At 66.8% G+C, this 20,901-nt stretch carries 17 protein-coding genes; 4 read left to right on the top strand and 13 right to left on the bottom strand.

Translation table 11 applies throughout. The features are described from left to right. Positions 1-14: 14 nt before the first annotated feature. From ACAM58_RS19370 to ACAM58_RS19355, 4 genes are all read right to left on the bottom strand, one after another. Positions 15-1,016 (bottom strand): TRAP transporter substrate-binding protein, encoded by a 1,002-nt coding sequence (locus ACAM58_RS19370; protein WP_018905311.1) that lies wholly within the window; start codon positions 1,014-1,016, stop codon positions 15-17. 42 nt (positions 1,017-1,058) lie between these two features. Beyond that, positions 1,059-2,324 carry a TRAP transporter large permease gene (locus ACAM58_RS19365; RefSeq protein ID WP_369663331.1) on the bottom strand — a complete coding sequence of 422 codons (1,266 nt, stop codon included), beginning with the start codon at positions 2,322-2,324 and terminating at the stop codon, positions 1,059-1,061. 1 nt (position 2,325) lies between these two features. Further along, positions 2,326-2,925 (bottom strand): TRAP transporter small permease subunit, encoded by a 600-nt coding sequence (locus ACAM58_RS19360; protein ID WP_018905313.1) that lies wholly within the window; start codon positions 2,923-2,925, stop codon positions 2,326-2,328. A 262-nt stretch (positions 2,926-3,187) separates the two neighbouring features. After that, on the bottom strand, positions 3,188-5,491 hold the full coding sequence (locus tag ACAM58_RS19355; protein WP_369663330.1) for an NADP-dependent malic enzyme: 2,304 nt from the start codon (positions 5,489-5,491) through the stop codon (positions 3,188-3,190). Positions 5,492-5,710: 219 nt separating this feature from the next. Here ACAM58_RS19355 and ACAM58_RS19350 point away from each other — a divergent pair, with 219 nt between their 5' ends. Next, positions 5,711-7,045, top strand: coding sequence for an NAD(P)/FAD-dependent oxidoreductase (locus ACAM58_RS19350; RefSeq protein ID WP_369663329.1), 1,335 nt, complete (start codon positions 5,711-5,713; stop codon positions 7,043-7,045). Between the two features lie 3 nt (positions 7,046-7,048). Here the strand turns inward: ACAM58_RS19350 and ACAM58_RS19345 are convergent, their stop codons facing one another. From ACAM58_RS19345 to gcl, 3 genes are read right to left on the bottom strand one after another with little or no spacing between them, the layout of a single operon-like run. After that, positions 7,049-7,957, bottom strand: coding sequence for a 2-hydroxy-3-oxopropionate reductase (locus tag ACAM58_RS19345; protein ID WP_027730731.1), 909 nt, complete (start codon positions 7,955-7,957; stop codon positions 7,049-7,051). Between the two features lie 28 nt (positions 7,958-7,985). Then, positions 7,986-8,765 carry a hydroxypyruvate isomerase gene (hyi, locus tag ACAM58_RS19340; RefSeq protein ID WP_018905316.1) on the bottom strand — a complete coding sequence of 260 codons (780 nt, stop codon included), beginning with the start codon at positions 8,763-8,765 and terminating at the stop codon, positions 7,986-7,988. A gap of 16 nt (positions 8,766-8,781) precedes the next feature. After that, positions 8,782-10,575 carry a glyoxylate carboligase gene (gene gcl, locus ACAM58_RS19335; protein WP_018905317.1) on the bottom strand — a complete coding sequence of 598 codons (1,794 nt, stop codon included), beginning with the start codon at positions 10,573-10,575 and terminating at the stop codon, positions 8,782-8,784. A 112-nt stretch (positions 10,576-10,687) separates the two neighbouring features. Here gcl and ACAM58_RS19330 point away from each other — a divergent pair, with 112 nt between their 5' ends. Then, entirely contained in the window at positions 10,688-11,590 is a 903-nt protein-coding gene (locus ACAM58_RS19330; protein WP_278875855.1) for a LysR family transcriptional regulator, read from the top strand. 13 nt (positions 11,591-11,603) lie between these two features. Here ACAM58_RS19330 and ACAM58_RS19325 read toward each other — a convergent pair whose 3' ends face one another. The 5 genes from ACAM58_RS19325 to ACAM58_RS19305 form a co-directional block, all read right to left on the bottom strand. Beyond that, complete coding sequence (locus tag ACAM58_RS19325) at positions 11,604-13,103, bottom strand: carotenoid oxygenase family protein (RefSeq protein ID WP_369663328.1); 1,500 nt, start codon at positions 13,101-13,103, stop codon at positions 11,604-11,606. A gap of 13 nt (positions 13,104-13,116) precedes the next feature. Further along, on the bottom strand, positions 13,117-13,548 hold the full coding sequence (locus ACAM58_RS19320; RefSeq protein ID WP_369663327.1) for a DUF2141 domain-containing protein: 432 nt from the start codon (positions 13,546-13,548) through the stop codon (positions 13,117-13,119). Positions 13,549-13,715: 167 nt separating this feature from the next. Continuing rightward, positions 13,716-14,798, bottom strand: a complete 1,083-nt coding sequence (locus ACAM58_RS19315) for an AI-2E family transporter (RefSeq protein WP_015866726.1) — start codon at positions 14,796-14,798, stop codon at positions 13,716-13,718. 87 nt (positions 14,799-14,885) lie between these two features. Next, complete coding sequence (locus tag ACAM58_RS19310; RefSeq protein ID WP_018905322.1) at positions 14,886-15,590, bottom strand: GntR family transcriptional regulator; 705 nt, start codon at positions 15,588-15,590, stop codon at positions 14,886-14,888. Between the two features lie 9 nt (positions 15,591-15,599). Then, positions 15,600-16,928 (bottom strand): C4-dicarboxylate transporter DctA, encoded by a 1,329-nt coding sequence (locus ACAM58_RS19305; RefSeq protein WP_369663326.1) that lies wholly within the window; start codon positions 16,926-16,928, stop codon positions 15,600-15,602. 230 nt (positions 16,929-17,158) lie between these two features. On the opposite strand from ACAM58_RS19305, the gene ACAM58_RS19300 reads away from it, so the two are divergent. Both ACAM58_RS19300 and ACAM58_RS19295 read left to right on the top strand, forming a co-directional pair. Beyond that, positions 17,159-18,496 carry a glycosyltransferase family 2 protein gene (locus ACAM58_RS19300; protein ID WP_369663325.1) on the top strand — a complete coding sequence of 446 codons (1,338 nt, stop codon included), beginning with the start codon at positions 17,159-17,161 and terminating at the stop codon, positions 18,494-18,496. 101 nt (positions 18,497-18,597) lie between these two features. Further along, complete coding sequence (locus tag ACAM58_RS19295) at positions 18,598-19,449, top strand: hypothetical protein (protein ID WP_244883722.1); 852 nt, start codon at positions 18,598-18,600, stop codon at positions 19,447-19,449. Positions 19,450-19,470: 21 nt separating this feature from the next. Here the strand turns inward: ACAM58_RS19295 and ACAM58_RS19290 are convergent, their stop codons facing one another. Continuing rightward, a complete protein-coding gene (locus ACAM58_RS19290; protein WP_018905325.1) occupies positions 19,471-20,823 on the bottom strand; it encodes an MFS family transporter in 1,353 nt (450 codons plus the stop codon). Positions 20,824-20,901 lie beyond the last annotated feature (78 nt).

The following is a 20,901-nucleotide window of genomic DNA, read 5'->3' as shown; positions in this document are numbered from 1 at the left end:
CGCACCGGCCTGGTTCAGAGCGCCGCGCCGATCTTGCGCAACTCCGCGATCTGCGGCGCCTTGGGCAGCCAGATCTTGTCGAACTCCGCGATGACCGGCGCGGGGTTGTAGCCGGCGTCGCTCTTGATCGTGATGCCGCTCGCCTTGAACTTGTCGATCAGGCCGAGCTCGGTGGTCACGATGTCCTTGATCTGCGCGTCGAGCGACTGCTTGACCAGGTCGGTGATCAGCGCCTTGTCCTTGCCGTCGAGCGTCTTCCAGATGCGGCCCGACACCAGCGGCGCAAAGGGCATGAAGAGCGCATTCATCGGCAGCATTGTTTTTGCGACGCGGTCGAAGCGCTGGTTCCACGAGAACTCGATGTCCGCCTCGAGCCCGTCGACCTGGCCGTTGGACATGGCGTCGAAAACGGCCGGCGTCGGAATCGGCGTGGGCGCGGCGCCCAGCAACTGGTAGAAGTCGCGGTACACGGGCGTCGGGTTGATGCGCAGCTTCATGCCCTTGAGGTCGGTGGGCGTGGAGATCGGCTTGGTGGCAAACACCACGCGCATGCCCGTGATGCCCCAGCCCAGGCCGATGGTGCCGGTCTCGCGCGGCAGCACCTCGAGCAGCTTCAGCGCGGCGGGCGTGCGCACCAGCGAGGCCACGTTGGTGGTCGAGCGCACGAGGTAGGGTGCGTTGATGGCCGCCACGCTGGACACGCGCGAGCCGAGTTCGGCCGCCTGGATCCAGCCCATGTCCAGCGCGCCCGACTGCAGCTGCTGCATCATGGCCGACTCGTTGCCCAGCTGGCCCGAATGGAACACCGTCGCGCTCAGGCGGCCGTCGGTGGCCTTCTTGAGCGCTTCACCGAAGGCGAGCGCGGCGCGGTTCCACGAGTGGCCGGCCGGCGTGATGAGGCCGAGGCGGAATTCCTTGGCGGCCGCCGCGCGCGACACGGTGCCAAAGAGGGCGGACGACACGGCAGCGGTACCGGCTGCAGCCTGGACGACGAAATTGCGGCGAGAAAGGGACATGCGGGGCTCCGGTTGTGTGAAGGGAAAGGAAGGCGGCGGGACTTACTTGATGAGCGCGAGCGACAGGCTCGGGAACAGCGACAGCAGCACCAGCGCCGCGCAGCAGATCAGGAAGAACGGCAGCGTGACGATGAACATCTTTCCGGGCTTGGCCCCGGTCACGGCGGAGGCCACGAAGAAGCTCAGCCCCACGGGCGGCGTCATCAGCCCGAGCACGAGGTTGATCACCACCACCACGCCGAAGTGGCGCGGGTCGACGCCGTAGATATCGGTGGCAATCGGCAGCAGGATGGGCACCGTCATGATCAGCCCCGGAATGCCGTCGATCACGGTGCCGATCACCAGCAGGATCAGGTTCACGAGCAGCAAGAACGCGATCGGATCCTTGGCCACGGTCTGGATCCATGCGGCCGTGGCCTGCGGCACCTTGCCGTAGATCAGGAGCCACGAGAACACGGCCGCCGCGGCCACCAGGAACAGCACCACGGCCGAGTAGATCGCAGACTTGAGCAGGATCTGCGGAATCGTCGCGAAGCGGAATTCCTTGGTGACGTAGCGGCCCACCAGCACCGCGGCCACCGCGCCCACGGCGGCCGCTTCGGTGGGGTTGGCGAAGCCGCCGAGGATCGAGCCGACGATCACGATGGGAATCAGCAGCGTCGGGCAGGCCGTGAGCACCGTGTGCAGGCGCTGCCGGATGGTGCGCCTTGCGGTGCGCGGGTAGTTGTAGAAGAAGCCCATGCACGCGATCACGATGAAGAACAGCACCGTGAGGATCACGCCCGGGATGATGCCGGCAATCAGCATGTCGCCCACCGCCACCTGCGCGAGCACGCTGTACACCACGAACATCACCGAGGGCGGAATGATCGGCCCCAGCATGCCGCCGTACACCGTGATGCCGGCCGCAAAGGTCTTGTCGTAGCCCTGCTTCTCCATCTCGGGCACCATGATCTGGCTCATGATGGCCACCTGCGCGGTGGCCGAGCCGATGATCGACGACACCAGCATGTTGGCCAGGATGTTCACGTAGGCGAGGCCGCCCTTCACCGAGCCGATGAAGGCCAGCGCGAGGTCGACCAGCCGCTTGGTGATGCCGCCGCCGTTCATGATCTCGCCGATCAGGATGAACAGCGGAATCGCGATGAGGCTGTAGCTGTCGACGCCGCCGAACATCTGTACCGGGAACGACTGGAACAGCACCGCGTCGCCGGCGTCGAGGATGTACACGATGCCCGCCAGGCACAGGCAGGCGCCGATCGGCACGCCGACCAGCATGATCAACAGGAAGAATGCGGAAGTCAGCATGTCAGTTCACCGCGTCTGCATTGGTCACGTGGAACTCGGCGTGCGTGCGCCGCGGCTGCAGGCCCAGGTCCTCGACGAGGTTGGACAGCGCGTGCAGGCTGAGTGTGAGGGAGAACACCGGCAGGATCAGCTGGACGGCCCAGGTCGGCCAGTTCAGCGTCTGCGTGCGCTCGGTGTAGAGAAAGTTGAAGGATTCGGCCGCGTACTCCTTGGCATCGAAGCCATAGCGCACGATGCCCACAGGGTCCATGTAGAGCCAGCACATTGCCAGCAGCGCAAGGCCCAGCAGCAGCACGCCGCCGGAGGCGCTGGCCTTGGCGATGCGCACGGCCTTCTCGCCGAGCTTGTCGGTGAGCAGCGTCACCGCAAAGTCCAGCCGCAGCCGCGTCATGGCCGAGGCGCCGATGAAGGTGAGCCACACCACGCAGTAGACGGACGCTTCGTCGACCCAGTAGAGCGGCACGCCGGCGTAGCGCGTGACCACGTTCAGCAGCACCAGCGCGATGAGCAGGCCCATCAGGCCCGAGAGCAGCCGGCGTTCGCAGTGCAGCACGAAGTCGGACGCATCGAGCACCCGGCGGGAGAAGCTCCCGCGTTCCAAGGCATGTTCTTCCATGTGAGAAGAGAAGAGAAGAGAAAGGGAGGGTTGAAAGGGAAGATTGGCGAAGGGCCCGGAGGCTGCGATTCTGTAAATATATTAATAAGATATTTGAAATATCCGATCAGGGTATTAGCAGATTGCATGCCAGCCGAAAAAATGATGAGCGGGCGAAAACGGTGCGTGCACCGCCCGGCCCGCAATGAAAAACGCCCCGCGGCGTACTGCAGCGGGGCGTTGGTTCAGGGGAAGCGCAAGCGGCCTGCTACTTGAGCGCGGTCGTCGCGTTCGCCACTGCCAGCGCCGTCATGTTGACCACGCGCCGCACCGTCGACGAGGGCGTGAGCACATGCGCCGAGCCCGCGGCGCCGAGCAGGATCGGGCCGACCGTGATGCCGTTGGCGCCCGTCATCTTCAGCACGTTGTAGAGGATGTGGGCCGAGTCGAGGTTGGGGCACACGAGCAGGTTGGCTTCGCCGGTGAGCGTGCTCTCGGGCAGGGCGGTGCGGCGCACTTCTTCGGACAGCGCCGCGTCGCCGTGCATCTCGCCGTCGCATTCGATGTCGGGCGCCATCTGCGCGAACAGGTCGCGCGCGAGCCGCATCTTGCGCGCCGAGCCGCGGCTCGAGGTGCCGTAGTTCGAGTGCGAGAGAAAAGCCACCTTCGGCGGCAGGCCGAAGCGGCGCACCTCTTCGGCGGCCATCATGGCGATGCTCGCGAGCAGCTCGGCGCTCGGGTCTTCGTTCACGTTGGTGTCGGTGATGAACACCGTGCGCTTCTCGAGCGTGAGCGCATTGAGCGTGGCGAAGCCCGGCGCGCCGCGCTTCAGGCCGATCAGGTTGCGGATGTGCTCCAGATGCACGTCGAAGCGCCCGACCAGGCCGCAGATCATCGCGTCGGCATCGCCCAGGTGCATCATCAGCGCGGCAATGGTGGTGTTGGAGCGGCGCACCATGGTCTTGGCGGCCTCGGGCGTGACGCCGCGGCGGCCCATGACCTTGTGGAAGGTCTCCCAGTAGGTGCGAAAGCGCGGATCGTCCTCGGGGTTGACGATCTCGAAGTCGGTGCCCGCGCGGATGTGCAGGCCGGCCTTCTGGATGCGCGCCTCGATCACCGCCGGGCGTCCCACCAGGATGGGCTGGGCCAGGCCTTCGTCGATGGCCCACTGCGCGGCGCGCAGCACGCGTTCGTCCTCGCCTTCGGCATAGGCCACGCGCTTGGCGGCCGCGATCTTGGCGGCGCTGAACACCGGGCGCATGAACATGCCGGTCTGGAACACGAAGCGCGTGAGGTGCTGGCGGTAGGCCTCCAGGTCCTCGATCGGGCGCGCGGCCACGCCGGAGGCGGCCGCCGCCTTGGCCACGGCCGGCGCAATGCGCAGGATGAGCCGCGAATCGAAGGGCTTGGGAATGATGTAGTCGGGCCCGAAGGACAGTTCCTGCCCGGCATAGGCGGTGGCCACTTCCTCACTGATGTCGGCCTTGGTGAGCTCGGCGATCTCGCGCACGCAGGCCAGCTTCATTTCTTCCGTGATCTTGCTGGCGCCGCAGTCGAGCGCGCCGCGGAAGATGTACGGGAAGCACAGCACGTTGTTGACCTGGTTCGGGTAGTCCGAGCGGCCGGTGGCAATGATGCAGTCGGGCCGCACGGCCTTGGCGAGCTCGGGCCGGATCTCGGGCTCGGGGTTGGCCAGTGCCAGGATGATCGGCTGGCCGGCCATGGTCTTGACCATGTCGGCGCTCATCACGCCGGGCGCGGAGCAGCCCAGGAACACATCGGCGTCCTTCACCACGTCGGCCAGGGTGCGGGCGCCGGTGTCTTTCTGGGCGTAGCGCGCCTTGGAGTCGTCGAAGCCGCCCGCGCGGCCCATGTAGATCAGGCCCTTGGAGTCGCAGGCATAGATGTTGGCGGGCTTGGCGCCCAGGCCCACCATCACGTCCAGGCAGGCAATGGCGGCCGCGCCGGCACCGGAGACGGCGATCTTGACCTCCTCGATCTTCTTGCCGACCAGTTCGAGGCCGTTGATGAGCGCCGCGGCCGAGATGATGGCCGTGCCGTGCTGGTCGTCATGGAACACCGGGATGTTCATGCGCTCGCGCAGCTTCTTCTCGATGTAGAAGCACTCGGGCGCCTTGATGTCTTCCAGGTTGATGCCGCCCAGCGTGGGCTCGAGCGCCGCGATGATCTCGACCAGCTTGTCGGGGTCGTTCTCGGCCAGTTCGATGTCGAACACGTCGATGCCGGCAAATTTCTTGAAGAGGCAGCCCTTGCCTTCCATCACGGGCTTGGCGGCCAGCGGGCCGATGTTGCCCAGGCCCAGCACCGCGGTGCCGTTGGTGACCACGCCCACCAGGTTGCCGCGCGCGGTGAACTCGGCCGCCACCGACGGATCGGCCGCGATGTCCAGGCACGGGTAGGCCACGCCGGGCGAATAGGCCAGCGACAGGTCGCGCTGGTTCAGGAGCGGCTTGGTCGGGCTGATGGAAATCTTGCCCTTGACGGGCGAGCGGTGGTATTCGCGCGCTGCTTCGCGAAGTGCTTCTTCGGCGGGTGACAGGTTAGCAGCCATGAAAAGTCTCCTTGTTTCTGACGGGCAATGAGGCTACCCCAAAAAACGGCTGCCTCTTCTCCGGGTGGGCACGGGTTTTGGTGCTCCAGGCGTGAATTTCCTGCATGCCGACTCGCTAAACTCCCGGCTGTTACCAGGATTTAACGCTTGGCCAAGAGCCCGTGCATCGGCCTTGCGGCCGTCACCATCCACAACGAAGAACGACCAGGAGGGGAGCGCATGACGCCCGGACCTTTCACGAGTACAGAGCCCGACGTCGTGGTCATCGGCGGGGGCCCGGCGGGTTCCACCGTGGCCGCGCTGCTGGCGGACAAGGGCCACGACGTGGTGCTGTTCGAGAAGGCGCACCATCCGCGCTTTCACATCGGCGAGTCGCTGCTGCCGATGAACATGCCGCTGTTCGACCGCCTGGGCGTGCGCACCGAGGTCGAGGCCATCGGCATTGCCAAGCACGGCGCCGAGTTCGTCTCGCCCTGGCATGACCACACCAGCCATTTCTTCTTCGGCGAGGCCATGGACAAGAGCTTTCCGTATGCGGTGCACGTGCGCCGCTCGGAGTTCGACGAGCTGCTGTTCCGCCATGCCGCCAAGCGCGGCGCGCGCACCTTTGAGGGCCAGCGCGTCATGGGCGTGGACATGGACGCCGGCAAGGGCGCGGACAAGCGCGCGCTGGTGAAGATCAAGGCCGAGGACGGCAGCGAAACCAGCTGGCGCCCGCGCTTCGTGATCGATGCGAGCGGCCGCGACACGGTGCTGTCGAACCAGTTCGACGCCAAGCAGCGCAACCGCAAGCACGCCAGCGCGGCCCTGTTCGGCCACTTTGCCAATGCGGAGCGCCGGCCCGGCCGCTACGAAGGCAACATCTCGCTCTTCTGGTTCGACCACGGCTGGTTCTGGTACATCCCGCTGAAGGACGGCACCGTGAGCGTCGGCGCGGTGGCGTCGCCCGCGTATTTCAAGCGGCGCAAGGGCACGCTCGAGGAGTTCCTGATGGAGACCATCGCGCTCGCGCCCAAGCTGGCCGCGCGCCTGAAGAACGCCACGCTGATGGAAGGCGCCACCACCACCGGCAACTACGCCTACGACTCCAAGTTCTGCCGCGGCGACCGTTTCATGATGGTCGGCGACGCCTATGCCTTCGTCGACCCGATGTTCTCGTCGGGCGTGTACCTGGCAATGAACAGCGCCTTCGAGGGCGCTGCCGCGGCCGACCTCTGGCTTAGGGGCGAGATGAAGGAAGCCGAGAAGGCCTTCCGCCGCTTCGACAAGGTGATGAAGCATGGCCCCAAGATGTTCTCGTGGTTCATCTACCGCATCACCTCGCCGGCCATCCGCCGGCTGTTCATGAACCCGCGCAACATCTGGCGCATGCAGGAGGCGCTGCTGTCCATCCTGGCGGGCGACCTGTTCCGCAACACGCCCATTGGCCCGCGCTTCTGGGGTTTCAAGATCACCTACTACGCCTCGTGCATCGGCATCCTGCCGCAGGCCATCAAGACCTGGGCATGGCGCCGGCGCAACCTGAAGGAATCGCTGGAAGCAGCGAAGACCTGAGCCTCAGTCCGGGGTGACCGTGTGCTGAGCCAGGGCCTCGAGCGCACGCACCAGCGCCGAATGGTCCTGCTGGCCATGGCCCAATGCGGCGCAGGCATTCATGAGCTGCGCCGCGCCCGCCGTCTGCGGCAGCGCCACGCCCAGCGCCCGTGCGCTCTGCAGCGCCAGGTTCAGGTCCTTCTGGTGCAGCGAGATGCGGAAGCCCGGCGCGAAGGTGCGCTTGATCATGCGTTCGCCGTGCACCTCGAGGATGCGCGAGCTCGCGAAGCCGCCCATCAGCGCCTGGCGCACCTTGGCCGGATCGGCGCCCGCCTTGGAGGCGAACAGCAGCGCCTCGCCCACCGCAGCGATGTTCAGCGCCACGATGATCTGGTTGGCCACCTTGCAGACCTGGCCATCGCCCACGTTGCCCACGAGCGTGACGTTCTTGCCCATCTTCTCGAGCAGCGGCCGCACCTGGCCGAAGGTGCCCTCGTCGCCGCCGCACATGATGGTGAGGCTCGCGGCCTTGGCGCCCACTTCGCCGCCCGAGACCGGCGCGTCGATGTAGCCGCAGCCCAGCGCAATGATCCGCTTGGCAAAGCCCTTGGTGGCAATTGGATCGATGGAGCTGCAGTCCACCACGATCTTGCCGCGCGAATCCTTCAGGCCCTCGGCCACGCCCTGCGTGCCGGGTTCGCCGAACAGCACTTTTTCCACGTCGGGCGTGTCGGGCACCATGATGAAGATCACGTCGGCCTGGCGCGCCACCTCGGCCGCCGAGGCGCAGATGGTGGCCTTCGAGATGAAGGGCTCGGGCGTGTTGCCCTGGGTGTTGACGAAGAGCTGGTGCCCCGCGTCGAGCAGGTGGCCCGCCATGGGCGCGCCCATGATGCCGAGGCCGATGAATCCGATCTTTTGCGATTGCGACATGTCTTTGTTTCCGATCTGAAGTTGTCTTTTATTGCGTGAGCGCTTCGCGCCAGCCGAGGCCGTCCACGGTGTCGCTGCGCGGCTTGTATTCGCAGCCGATCCAGCCCTCGTAGCCGATCGAATCGATGTGCCGGAAGAGCCACGGGTAGTTGATCTCGCCCGTGCCCGGCTCGCCGCGCCCGGGGTTGTCGGCCAGCTGGATGTGGCCGATCTGCGCAAGATGCTTCGAGAGCGTGTTGCCGAGCTCGCCTTCCATGCGCTGCGCGTGGTAGATGTCGTACTGCACCTTCAGGTTCGGCGAGCCCACCGCCTCGATGAGCGCGAGCGCCTTGTCGGTGCGGTTCAGGTAGAAGCCCGGGATGTCGAAGGTGTTGATCGGCTCGACCAGCAGGCGCAGGCCCGCGGCCTCGAGTTCGCGCGCGGCCAGGCGCAGGTTGTCGATCACCGTGCGGTTCACTACGTTGATGTCGGCGCCCTCGGGCACCTTGCCGACCAGGCAGTTGAGCTGCGGGCAGCCCAGGGCGGTGGCGTAGTCGATGGCCATGGCAATGCCTTCGCGGAACTCGCCGGTGCGCTCCGGATGGCAGGCGATGCCGCGCTCGCCCTTGTCCCAGTCGCCGGCCGGCAGGTTGTGCAGCACCTGCTGCAACCCGTTGGCGCGCAGCGCGGCTGCGAGCTCCTTCTTTTCGAAGGGGTAGGGGAACAGGTATTCCACCGCCTCGAAGCCGGCCTTGGCGGCGGCCTCGAAGCGCTGCATGAACGGCAGCTCGGTGAAGAGCATCGTGAGGTTGGCTGCGAACTTGGGCATGGTGTATCGCTCCTCTTCAGTCCAGCATCTCGGCCGCGACGGCGGTCGGCGCATCGGCCGGATGCTCGGCCAGCGGCTCGAACTCGGTGATGTTGTCAATCTCGGTGCCCATTGCGATGTTGGTCACGCGCTCCAGCATCACCTCGATGACGACCGGCACGCTGAACTCGGCCATCAGTGCCTCGGCGCGCTGGATGGCCGGCGCGATCTCTTCCTGCCGGTTCACGCGGATCGCCTTGCAGCCCAGGCCCTCGACCACTTTCAGGTGGTCCACGCCGTAGCTGCTTTCGATGCCTGCATCGGGCCCCGCGTTGATGTTGTCGAACGCGAGCTGCACGCAGTAGTCCATCTCGAAGCCGCGCTGCGCCTGGCGGATCAGGCCAAGGTAGGAGTTATTGACCACGATGTGGATGTACGGCAGCTTGAACTGCGCACCCACCGCGAGCTCCTCGATCATGAACTGGAAGTCGTAGTCGCCCGAGAGCGCGACGATCTTGCGCGAAGGGTCGGCCGCCCGCACGCCCAGCGCGGCCGGAATGGTCCAGCCCAGCGGGCCGGCCTGGCCGCAGTTGATCCAGTGGCGCGGGTTGTACACGTGCAGGAACTGCGCGGCCGCGATCTGCGAGAGGCCGATGGTGCTCACGTAGCAGGTGTCGTTGCTGAAGTTGTTGTTCATGCACTGGTACACGCGCTGCGGCTTCATCGGCACTTCGTCGAAGTTGGTCTTGCGCAGCATGGTCTTCTTGCGCTCGATGCACGACCTGGCCCACTCGCGGCGGTCGCGCAGCTTGCCGGCGGCCTTCATCTCCTCGGCCACGGCCACGAACTGCTCGAGCGCGGCCCTGGCGTCGGACACGATGCCGAAGTCGGGCGTGAACACGCGGCCGATCTGCGTGGGCTCGATGTCAACGTGCACGAAGGTGCGGCCCTTGGTGTAGACGTCGACCGAACCCGTGTGGCGGTTGGCCCAGCGGTTGCCGATGCCCAGCACGAAGTCGCTCGCAAGCATGGTCGCGTTGCCGTAGCGGTGGCTGGTCTGCAGGCCGCACATGCCGGCCATCAGCGGATGGTCGTCAGGGATTGCGCCCCAGCCCATCAGCGTGGGAATCACCGGCACGCCGGTGGTCTCGGCAAAGCGCACCAGCAGGTCGGCCGCATCGGCGTTGATGACGCCGCCGCCGGCCACGATCAGCGGGCGCTCGGCGGCCTGGAGCATGCCGATGGCCTTCTCGATCTGGGCGCGCGTGGCGGCGGGCTTGTAGGGGGTGAGCGGCTGGTAGGCGTCGATGTCGAATTCGATCTCGGCCATCTGCACGTCGAAGGGCAGGTCGACCAGCACCGGGCCCGGACGGCCCGAGCGCATCAGGTGGAAGGCCTGCTGGAACACCTGTGGCACCTGGCCGGGCTCGCGCACCGTGACCGACCACTTGGTGACCGGCTTGGAGATCGACTCGATGTCGACCGCCTGGAAGTCTTCCTTGTAGAGCCGCGCGCGCGGCGCCTGGCCGGTGATGCAAAGAATGGGAATCGAATCGGCCCAGGCCGAGTACAGGCCCGTGATCATGTCGGTGCCCGCGGGCCCCGAGGTGCCGATGCACACGCCGATGTTGCCGGCCACGGCACGGGTGTAGCCCTCGGCCATGTGCGAGGCGCCCTCGACGTGGCGCGCGAGGATGTGAGAGATGGTGCCGCGCTGGCGCAGCGCGGAATACATCGGATTGATGGCCGCGCCGGGCACGCCGAAGGCCTGCGTCACGCCTTCCTTTTCCATCACCAGCACGGCGGCCTGGACCGCTTTCATTTTTGCCATGGGACTGTCTCCTTGAGTGGCGTCCACTGTAGGAAGCGCGGGCCATTCGAAGAAGACGGCTGCGGACCATAAAGCCTATTCCAACCTGGAATAAGTGATTACGATGCCGGCCATGGACAGATTGTTGGCAATGGAAATGTTCGTGCGCGTGGTCGAGACCGGCAGCTTCTCGAAGGCGGCGCTCGAGTTCCACACCACCCAGCCCACCGTGACCAAGCAGGTCGCGGCCACCGAGGCGCGACTGAAGGTGCGGCTGCTCAACCGCAACACGCGCGGCGTGAGCCTCACGGAGCCGGGCGCCCTCTACTACGAGAAGTGCAAGAGCATCGTGCGCGAGGCCGAGGAGGCCGAGAGCATCGTGCAGCTGCGCCAGAACCAGGCGCAGGGGCTGCTGCGCATCGGCACCTCGGTGGCCTTCGGCCGCCGCGTGGTGGTGCCGCTGGCGCTCGAATACATGCGCCGGCATCCGCAGGTGCAGCTCGACCTGAGCTTCGAGGACCGCTATGTCGACCTCATCGCGCAGGGCATCGATGTGGCCATCCGCATGGGCAAGCTGGCCGATTCGTCGCTGGGCGCGCGCTACCTCGGCACCAACCCGTGGGCCATGGTCGCGGCGCCGGGCTACCTGAAGAAGCACGGCACGCCCAAACGCGCGCAGGACCTGAGCGCGCACGTGGCGCTCATCTACAGCAGCGTGGTGGGCGACGAGTTCTGGCGCATGCACACGCCCAAGGGCGATCCGGTGACAGTGCCGGTCTCGGGGCGCTTCCGGTCCAACAACCTTTCCGCGGTGCTGGCGGCGGCGCGCGACGGCCTGGGCATTGCGCTGATGCCGCGCTACGTGGCGAGCGAATCGCTGGCCTCGGGCAAGGTGCTCGAAGTGCTGGGCGACCACAAGCTGCCCGAGCAGGAGATCCACGCCGTCTTTCCCTCGCCCAAGCTGGTGCCGGGCAAGGTGTCGGGCTTCGTGGCCTTCCTGCAGGGGCGCTTTGCCGAGGGCTGGTGGGGCGGCTGAGGACGCCTTTCCTTCAGGCCGGCACGAAGGCGCCGTGCAGGCCCAGCGGCAGGGCGTAGGGCAGGGTGGCTTGCGCCACCGGGCCCGCCGCCAGGTGGTCGGCCGCAAAGCACGACAGCACGGTCTTCTGCCGGCCGAAATCGAGCACCGTGCCCAGCACCCAGCCCGGCCTGGTGCCGTCCGGCACGAAGACGTGCTCTTCCACCATGGCCTGCGTGCCGTAGCTGAAGCGCTGGCTGCGGCCGCTTTCGACATCGGTTCGCGCGATCGCGCCGAAGCCCGGCACATCGAGACGCGTCTGGGTGGCATGAACCACCTGGCGATGGCGCAGGCCGACGCGCCGCGGGTCGATGCGCGGAAACTCGGCCTCCTGCGCCAGCGCCTGCTGCGTGGCCCGGCCGGTGCCGAGGTTCAGCGTGGCGACCGTCAGCCGCGGGTGGGTGCTCTTCACGCGGCGCGCGCGCATCACTTCGCGGTTGGTCGTGAACACCGAATCGGCGTTGTCCGAACGCACGTAGTCGATGTGGACGAGGGTGCCACGCGGCGTGTCTTCTTCCCAGGCATTGCCGACGTGGAACAGGAAGCCGGCCGGCAGCGCGAGCATCTGGCGCCGCTTCCAGTTCTGCTTGTCGACCACCAGGGCGCGCATGCCGAGTTCCGGCCGCCAGACGTGGGCGTCGAGAAAGCTCGCACCTGCCTCCTTGCGCTTGCCGTCGTAGACCAGCGGCGGCATCAGGAACACCAGGTGCCGTTCGGTCACGGCGAAGTCATGGACCATCGGCATGTCGGCCACCGGCACCACGGCTGCGCGCCGCAGCGTGCCTTCGGGCGCAATCTCGTACAGCGCCAGCAGGCCCTGGCCGGAGCTCACGCCAAAGTTCCACACCGTGCCGTCCGGATCGACCTTGGGATGGGCCGAGAACGGCATGCCCGCGAGGTCGGGCCGCCAGGTCTTCACGCCCAGCGTGTCGAGCGTGCGCGCATCGACGCGCGTGGCCGAGCCGCCTTCCCAAAGCGCCAGCACCTCGCCCTGCATCGGCAGCACGCTGGTGTTGGCGACGTTGATGCTGTCGGCCGAGGTCGGCGGCTCGACGCCCGGCGGCATGGTGCCGAAGGCCTCGAACAGGCGGCGGCCGGCCCGCACCTCGGCCACGCGCTTGGGCGTGGCGACATAGCGGCCCTGGTGCCGCACGTCGGCCCCCTCGATCACGAAGCGGTGCACCATGCCGTCGCCGTCGAACCAGTGGTGGTAGCGCTCGCCGCCCAGGTCGTGGCCGGCCGGGCCGATGCGAAAGAGCGTGCCGGCCACGGCATCGGGAAAGCGCCCGCGCACCGTGGCGCGGGTCAGCGGCAGGTCGTCCGGGGGCGTGGCGAAGCCGGTCTTCCAGGGCGCACCGGCGGCTTCGAACCGGGCCTGCCAGTCGTCGGCGGTGCCGGCCGCGCGGGCCAGCGGTGGCAAGAGGTGCAGGGCGCCGGCCGAAGCCAGCAGGCGCAGGAGTTCGCGTCGTTCCATGGCGGTTTGCTCCTCAGCGCAGATGGATGACGGTCTGCAGGTCGGCATCGACGCTGATCGCCGCGGCCTCGAAGGCGGGCGCGGCGCGGTTGCCCTTCGCGTCGTTCGAGAAGCCGTAGCGCTCGGTCGGCATGCCCATGAGGTTGGTGTCGAGCTTGCCGTTGCCGTTCTCGTCGGCGAACGCCCGCAGCGCGTACCGGCCCGGCGCCAGTCCTGTGAAAACGAGCCGGGCCTTGCCGCCCTGCATGGGCGCGGTCTGCGAGGCCACGGCCTTGCTGTCGGCGTAGCTCGCGGCGTCGTTGTACAGCGCCAGGTACAGCGTGGCTACGCCGGCCGGACCGTCGGCCACGTTCACGTTCAGGTCGGCCGCGAGCGCGGCCAGCGGGGAGAGCAGCGCCGCGGCGCAAAGGGCGCGCAGGCTCGCTGGGGGCTGTAGAAAGTTCATGGGACAGAGGCCTCGTCGGAAGTTGGAGGCCCCGACGATCCCGCAAGCGCCGCGCGCCGCCCAGCGCGATGCGACGAAGCGCGCCAACACCCGCGCGAAATGCGCCCGGCCGGCGCAGGGCGCGCCCGCTTCGGCCGTCCGGCCCGCGGCCGCGAGTCAGCCGGGCTTCAGCTGCCCTTCTTGTCCTCGCCGGGGCTGGTCTCCAGCTGGCCCGACTCCACGAACAGGCTCCACGCCGCCATGAACAGCGCCGCGATCACCGGACCGATCACGAAGCCGTTGATGCCGAAGATCGCCATGCCGCCGATGGTCGACATCAGCACGATGTAGTCGGGCATCTGCGTGTCCTTGCCCACCAGCACCGGGCGCAGGATGTTGTCGACCAGGCCGATCACGAACACGCCCACGAAGACCAGGATGCCGCCCTGCCAGAAATGGCCGGTGGCAAGGAAATAGATGGCCACCGGCCCCCAGATGAGCGCCGCGCCCACCGCGGGCAGCAGCGACAGGAAGGCCATCAGCACGGCCCACAGCAGCGCACCCTGCACGCCCAGCAGCCAGAAGGCCAGCCCGCCGATCGCGCCCTGCGCAATGGCCACCGCCACGTTGCCCTTGACGGTGGCGCGGATCACGGTGGTGAACTTGTTGAGCAGGTAGTGCGTGTGCGGCCTGGCGAGCGGCACGGCCTCGCGCATCGACTTCGAAAGTGCCGAGCCGTCGCGCACCAGGAAATACAGCAGGTACAGCATCACGAAGAAGCTGATGACGAAGTCGAAGGTGTTCTGGCCGATGGTCAGCGCCTGGCCCGCGATGAGCTGGCTGCCCTGTGCCGCGCCCGCGGAGATGCGGGCCTGCCAGGCTTCCATGTCGCCGAGGTTGAAGCGGTCGAACAGGTTCAGCAGCCATTGCGGCACGGCGTTGAGGATCTGCTGGAAGTAGGCCGCGAAATTGATCTGCCCCGAGCGGATGCTCTGCGTGACCTGCACGATCTCCTGCACCAGCGACACGCCCACCATGGCCAGCGGGAGAATCACGATGAACAGGCAGATGGCCAGCGTCGACAGCGCCGCGGCATTGGGCTTGCCGGGCATGGCCTTGAGCAGCCGCTTGTAGAGCGGCGTGAACAGGATGGCCAGGGCCACGCCCCACAGCACCGCGCCGAAGAACGGCATCAGCACCCAGAGGAAGGCGACCGTGACGGCGGCGAGCAGGGCGAGGAACACGCCGCGCTGGAGTTGGGGTGAATTCATAGGTGATTCGGACTGTAGCCGAGCCTGAATGCACCGCCGTGTCGGTCGGCACGCCCTTGTGCGGTGGCGCCACCGGGCGCCCGGAGGTCAGCGCCTGGCGCGCGGCAGCGCCACCGGCGCCAGCGTGGCGCGCAGCCGGGCGGGCGCGTCGGGCCCGGCCGTGGTTTCGACCTCGAGCGAGCGCTCGACGTTGCCGATGTGCTCGATCATCAGCTGGCGCGCCCGGGCCGTGTCGCCGGCCTCCAGCGCGGCCACGATGGCGCCGTGCTCCGCGCAGGACTGGCCGGCCTCGTGCCTGGACTGGTAGAGCGTGGCGGCCAGCGTGGTGCGGGCCGTGAGGTCGCGCAGCACGTCGACCAGCAGCTGGTGGCCCATCTGCTCGGCCAGGCAGACATGGAAGTCGGCCAGCAGGAAGGCGCGCGTGGCGGCGTCGGCGCCCTCGATGGCGCGCTGCTCGTCGGCAATGTGGTCGCGCAGCTTGCGGATGGCCTGCTGCAGCGGCCGGCCTTCGCTTTCGGCCAGGATGCCCGCCTCGACGATGCGCCGCGCCGAGAAGGCGTCGCGCGCTTCCTCGGCCGAGGGCTCCACCACGTACCAGCCGCGGCGCGACTGCACCTCGACGAAGCCGCGCGCCTGCAGCTGCATGAGCGCCTCGCGCACCATGGTGCGGCTCACCGCGAAGTTCTCGGCCAGCGCCTGCTCGCCCAGCCGCTCGCCCGGCGCGAGCTTTTGCGCCAGGATGGCCTCGACCACGCGCTCGGCGATGGAGGTGGGGTTGACGTCGGTCGCCATCGCGCGTTTTCAGCGGCCGACGGCGCCCACGGGGACGGCCGGCACCTCGGGCTCGGCCAGCGGCTCGTCGTCCGGCGAGTAGGAGCCGTCGAGCACCGCATGGGCGCGCTCGCGGTCGATGTCGCCTTCCCAGGCCGCGATGGCCACCGTGGCCACGCAGTTGCCGATCAGGTTGCCCAGCGCGCGCGCGATGCCCATGAACCAGTCGACCGAGAGCACCAGCACCAGCCCGATGGCCGGAATGGCGGGAATCGCGTGCAGCGTGGCGGCCAGCACCACGATGGCCGAGCCCGGCACGCCGTGCGCGCCCTTGGAGGTGACCAGCGCAATCGCAAGGATGGTCAGCAGGTCCGCCATCGAGATCGGCGTGTTGGTGGCCTGCGCGATGAACACCGCCGCGAGCGTGATGTAGATCGAGAAGGCGTCCAGGTTGAACGAATAGCCCGTGGGAATCACCAGGCCCACCGTCGAGTCGCGGATGCCCATGCGGCGCAGCTTGGCCATGATCTGCGGCAGCACGCTGTCCGACGAGGTGGTGGCAAACACGATGGCCAGCTCCTCGCGCAGGTAGCGCAGCAGCTTCCACAGGCTGAAGCCCGACATGCGCATGACCAGCCCGAGCACCACGAACACGAAGACCAGCACCGCGCCGTAGAAGAGGGCCACCAGCATGCCCAGCTGCTTGAGCGAACCGATGCCGTACTTGCCCACCGTGAAGGCAATGGCGCCCAGCACGCCGAGCGGCGCCAGCTTGATGAGGATGCCCATGATCTTGAACAGCACCAGCGAAAGCGCATCCACCACCGCGGCCACCGGCTTGCCACGCTCGCCCAGGAGCGACAGCGCGCATCCGAACAGCACCGCGAACAGCAGCACCTGCAGCACGTCGCCGGTGGCAAAGGCGTTGACCACCGTGGTGGGGATCAGCTTCATCAGGAACTCGACCGTGCCGCCGCTGGTGAGCTTGTCGGCGTTCGAGGCATAGGCGCTCATGGCCGTGGCGTCGAGCTTGCCCGGATCCACGTTCATGCCCACGCCGGGCTGGAACACGAAGGCCAGCACCAGGCCCAGCGCCAGCGCAACGGTGGTGAGCACCTCGAAGTAGATCAGCGCCTTCACGCCGACCCGCCCCACGCGCTTCAGGTCGCCCGCGCCCGCGATGCCGTGCACCACCACGCAGAACACCAGCACCGGGATGATCATCTTGATCAGCTTGATGAAGCCGTCGCCGAGCGGCTTGAGCTTGACGGCGAACTCCGGCAAGAAGAGGCCGGCGAGCACGCCGAGCACCAGGGCAATGACGACCTGGCCGAAGAGCGATTTGGCGAAGCGAGGCATGGAAGTCTCCTTGTATGTCTTGGCGGTGTTTGCATGCAAGGATCGCTTTTCTTGCATACAAGCAATGTAGGCAAGAAGACTTCGAGCGAGCCAGAGGGTATTCCCGGGCTCCTGGGTTGAAGGGGCCGGGGCGCAGCGTCTCCCAGTGTTGTTAACAGTCTCCAAGAATGTAACCAGACTGTTCTCGTCGTTTGTCGAGAGTTACATTCGATGGAACACTCGAGAGCGACATGAACGAAGAAGGCCAGAAGGCGCTGCAGCCAATGATTTACCTGCCCGTGTCGGGCAAGTTTGTCATTGCGTTGATTGGCGCCAGCGCCTGGATGTGGTTCTCGATATGGGCCGCGGGCCCCTGGCTGGCCGACCTGACGGATCGGGTGGGGATGGCCCTGGCCATTTTCCTGGTGTATGGCATTGCCGTTGTTCCGGGCTTCATGAATGCGTTCCTGGCCATCAGCCTGCTGCTGGACAGGAGGCCGGCGCATCCCGCGTTGGCCGTCTATCCCCCGATCTCCATCCTGATTGCCGCCTACAACGAGGAAGCGTCCATCGACGAGACGCTGGTCAGCATCGATCGGCAGAACTACCCGGGCGAACTGCAGGTGATCGTGATCAACGACGGGTCCGCGGACGGCACGTCGCTTGTCGTTCAGCGTGCCCGGGAGCGGTACCCATGGCTGACCTTCCTGGACCTGGAAAAAAACGGCGGCAAGGCACGCGCGCTGAACATCGGGTTCAAGGAAGTCGCGCACGACCTGGTCATCACCGTCGATGCCGACTCCTTCCTTTACCGTGGCGCTTTGACCAGCATCGTCGAGCGCTATCGCGCCGACCCGCCCCATACGCGGGCCGTGGCGGGAAAAATCCTGGTCCGCAACTCGCGGCTGAACTGGATCACCCGCTGCCAGGAATGGGACTACTTCCATGGCATTGCCGCCATCAAGCGCGTGCAGTCGCTGTTCCAGGGCACGCTGGTTGCGCAGGGTGCGTTTTCGATCTACGACCGGGCTGCGCTGATCGAGGTGGGCGGATGGCCCGAATGCGTGGGCGAGGACATCGTGCTCACCTGGGCCCTGCTGAAAGCCGGCTACCGGGTGGGCCACTGCGAGGACGCGTGCCTGTTCACCAATGTGCCCACCACCGTCAAGCAACTGGTCAAGCAGCGCCAGCGATGGGCGCGCGGCATGGCGGAAGCCTTCATCAAGCACCCGGGGATCCTGGTCAAGCCGCGCCTGTCGACCTTCTTCATTTATTGGAACCTGCTGTTTCCGTGGCTGGACCTGGCATGCACCATCGGCTTCATTCCCGGAATCATTCTCGCGTTCTTCGGCCACTACTGGATCGTCGGAATCATGACCCTCGCGTTGATCCCGGCCACCTTCGCATTGAGCCTGCTCATGTTCCGGATCGAACGCCGGATGTTCAGGAAGACGGGCCTCGTGGTGCGAAAGAACGTCCAGGGCTTCTTCGTCTACGTGCTGCTGTACAGCCTGATCCTGCAGCCTGCCAGCGTGCTCGGCTACCTCGATGAACTGTTCAGGAAGCCCAAGGCCTGGGGAACCAAATGAAGGGGCTGCCGAGGTGTCTTGCCGCCGCTTCCCTGGGTTGCCTGGTGCTGGCCGCTCCCTGCAGGGCGGAGGAAGAAAAGGCAAACGAAAAACCGGCCGGCATGGCCTTTGGCCCGGAATTCTTCATCACCGGCGACAGCGACAATTTCCAGTCGCGCCGGGTGTCGGTGGAGTTCTTTCCCGCGTTTGAAAACGCCGACCGCTACCTGGGGTTCCGGCTCGGCGACTACCAATACAAGCAAGGCAACTGGCAAAGGGCCGGCAAGAAGATCTCGTTCCTGGCCCGCTCGGTCGAAACGAAGACCACGGACGGTGGCGCAATCGAGGTCGGCGCGTTCGAGCAGGGCGGGCACACGCTGCTCACGCTCGACGGCAGCTACCGCCTGTCGCCCACCAAGAGCACGGCGGTGGAATTCCTCGTGACGCGCGACTGGGTCGAAACGCCGAAGTCGCTGGACCGCGGCATCGATTTTTCCTTTGTCGGCGTGGCCGTCGACCAGGGGCTTGGAAGCCACGTGACCCTGGTCGGTCTCGCGGCGCAGCAGTATTTCTCGGACGGCAACCGGCGCGACCACGGCCGCCTGCGGCTGATCTACCAGCCGTCGCTCGACCTGGGCCTGACCCTGCAGGCGCGCTATCGGACCTACCGCAGCAGCCACGAGGACGTGGACCGGGCCTATTTCAATCCGAAGAACTACAGCGAGGCGATGCTGGCCGTGGGCTGGCGGCAGCGTTTTTCGGGCTGGACCCTCGCGGTCACGGCGGGGCTCGGCACCGAGACGATCAACCACGAGTTCCGGCAGCCGACGCGGCTTTTGGACGTGAACCTGCAAAGCCCCGTGAGGGGATCGCAGGTCTTTCGCTTTGGCGCCGGCTACAGCCGCAGCACCACCTTCTCGGGGCCCAGCTACCAGTACCGCTACCTGCGCGGGGAGTGGGTGATCCTTTTCTGAGGCCGCGCGTCGCTTGCCCGGCTACTTGTCGTGGTGCAGGTAGCTTGCCTGCTTGGGCAGCAACAGGCTCACCAGGAAGGCCACGCCCATCATCGCGGTCACGTACCAGTAGAAGTACGACTCGTGGCCGATCGACTTCAGGCCCAGCGCCACGTATTCGGCGCTGCCGCCGAAGATGGCGTTGCCCACGGCATACGACAGGCCCACGCCCAGCGCGCGCACTTCGGGCGGGAACATCTCGGCCTTCACGATGCCGCTGATCGAGGTGTAGAAGCTCACCACTGCCAGCGCCAGCGTGATCAGCACGCCGGCCATCAGCGGGCTGCCCACGCTCTGCAGGTTGCTCAAGACGGGCACCGTCATCAGCGCGCCGAGCGCACCGAACAGCAGCATGTTGCTGCGCCGGCCGATGCGGTCCGACAGCGCGCCGAACAGCGGCTGCATGCACATGTAGATGAACAGGCAGGCGGTCATCACGTTGCTGGCGGTCTTGATGGACATGCCGGCCGAGTTCACCAGGTACTTCTGCATGTAGGTGGTGAAGGTGTAGAAGATCAGCGAGCCGCCGGCCGTGTAGCCCAGCACCACGAAGAAGGCGCGCTTGTGGTGTTTGAACAGCTCGGCGACGCTGCCGGCGCCCTTGGCGGCGCGGGTCTGCGTGCTGGCGGTTTCCGTCAGCGTGCGGCGCAGCATCAGCGCCACGATGGCCGCCACGGCGCCGAGCACGAAGGGAATGCGCCAGCCCCAGGCCTTGAGTTCGGCATCGTCGAGCAGCTGCTGCAGCACCACCACGACCACCACGGCCAGGAGCTGGCCGCCGATGAGCGTGACGTACTGGAACGACGAGAAGAAGCCGCGCTGGCCGCGCATCGCCACCTCGCTCATGTAGGTGGCGGTGGTGCCGTACTCGCCGCCGACCGACAGGCCCTGCAAGAGGCGCGCGGCCAAAAGCAGCGCGGGCGCCCAGGCGCCGATCTGCGCATAGGTGGGCAGGCAGGCGATGACCAGCGAGCCCACGCACATCATGACGACCGAGGTCACCATCGAGGTCTTGCGGCCCTTGCGGTCGGCCAGCCGGCCGAACAGCCAGCCGCCGATCGGGCGCATCAGGAAGCCGGCGGCAAACACGCCCGCCGTGTTCAGCAGCTGGACCGTGGGGTCCGACTTGGGAAAGAACGAGGGCGCGAAGTAGATCGCGCAGAAGGCGTAGACGTAGAAGTCGAACCACTCCACCAGGTTGCCGGACGAAGCGGCAAAGATGGCGAAGATGCGCTTGCGCTTTTCCTCGAAGGTGTAGGGCGTGGTGTTGGGCGCGTGGGCGCTGGTCGCGTCCGGGCTGGAGGCACCGGCGGTGGCGCTGGCAATGGCGGTCATTCGGGGGTCCTTGTCTCTGGCTGGGGCCCCCCGCGGAGCCGCGGAAAGCCGTGCCGGCGAGTCTGTCCGCCCGTGGCC

Origin of the sequence: Variovorax sp. V116, assembly GCF_041154435.1 — a bacterium.
GTDB classification, from domain to species: domain Bacteria; phylum Pseudomonadota; class Gammaproteobacteria; order Burkholderiales; family Burkholderiaceae_C; genus Variovorax; species Variovorax paradoxus.
The sequence above is the reverse complement of the archived record's forward strand: the minus strand, read 5'-3'. Positions and strand labels throughout refer to the sequence as shown.

Bases quoted from the DNA above. Each gene is read 5' to 3' on its own strand.
- ACAM58_RS19345 (WP_027730731.1), bottom strand. From the start codon at position 7,957: ATGTCGCAATCGCAAAAGATCGGATTCATCGGCCTCGGCATCATGGGC.
- ACAM58_RS19295 (WP_244883722.1), top strand. From the start codon at position 18,598: ATGGCCTTTGGCCCGGAATTCTTCATCACCGGCGACAGCGACAATTTC.
- ACAM58_RS19320 (WP_369663327.1), bottom strand. From the start codon at position 13,548: ATGAACTTTCTACAGCCCCCAGCGAGCCTGCGCGCCCTTTGCGCCGCG.
- ACAM58_RS19310 (WP_018905322.1), bottom strand. From the start codon at position 15,590: ATGGCGACCGACGTCAACCCCACCTCCATCGCCGAGCGCGTGGTCGAG.
- ACAM58_RS19370 (WP_018905311.1), bottom strand. From the start codon at position 1,016: ATGTCCCTTTCTCGCCGCAATTTCGTCGTCCAGGCTGCAGCCGGTACC.
- ACAM58_RS19325 (WP_369663328.1), bottom strand. From the start codon at position 13,103: ATGGAACGACGCGAACTCCTGCGCCTGCTGGCTTCGGCCGGCGCCCTG.
- ACAM58_RS19300 (WP_369663325.1), top strand. From the start codon at position 17,159: ATGAACGAAGAAGGCCAGAAGGCGCTGCAGCCAATGATTTACCTGCCC.
- ACAM58_RS19330 (WP_278875855.1), top strand. From the start codon at position 10,688: ATGGACAGATTGTTGGCAATGGAAATGTTCGTGCGCGTGGTCGAGACC.
- gcl (WP_018905317.1), bottom strand. From the start codon at position 10,575: ATGGCAAAAATGAAAGCGGTCCAGGCCGCCGTGCTGGTGATGGAAAAG.
- ACAM58_RS19355 (WP_369663330.1), bottom strand. From the start codon at position 5,491: ATGGCTGCTAACCTGTCACCCGCCGAAGAAGCACTTCGCGAAGCAGCG.
- ACAM58_RS19315 (WP_015866726.1), bottom strand. From the start codon at position 14,798: ATGAATTCACCCCAACTCCAGCGCGGCGTGTTCCTCGCCCTGCTCGCC.
- ACAM58_RS19305 (WP_369663326.1), bottom strand. From the start codon at position 16,928: ATGCCTCGCTTCGCCAAATCGCTCTTCGGCCAGGTCGTCATTGCCCTG.
- hyi (WP_018905316.1), bottom strand. From the start codon at position 8,765: ATGCCCAAGTTCGCAGCCAACCTCACGATGCTCTTCACCGAGCTGCCG.
- ACAM58_RS19365 (WP_369663331.1), bottom strand. From the start codon at position 2,324: ATGCTGACTTCCGCATTCTTCCTGTTGATCATGCTGGTCGGCGTGCCG.
- ACAM58_RS19290 (WP_018905325.1), bottom strand. From the start codon at position 20,823: ATGACCGCCATTGCCAGCGCCACCGCCGGTGCCTCCAGCCCGGACGCG.
- ACAM58_RS19350 (WP_369663329.1), top strand. From the start codon at position 5,711: ATGACGCCCGGACCTTTCACGAGTACAGAGCCCGACGTCGTGGTCATC.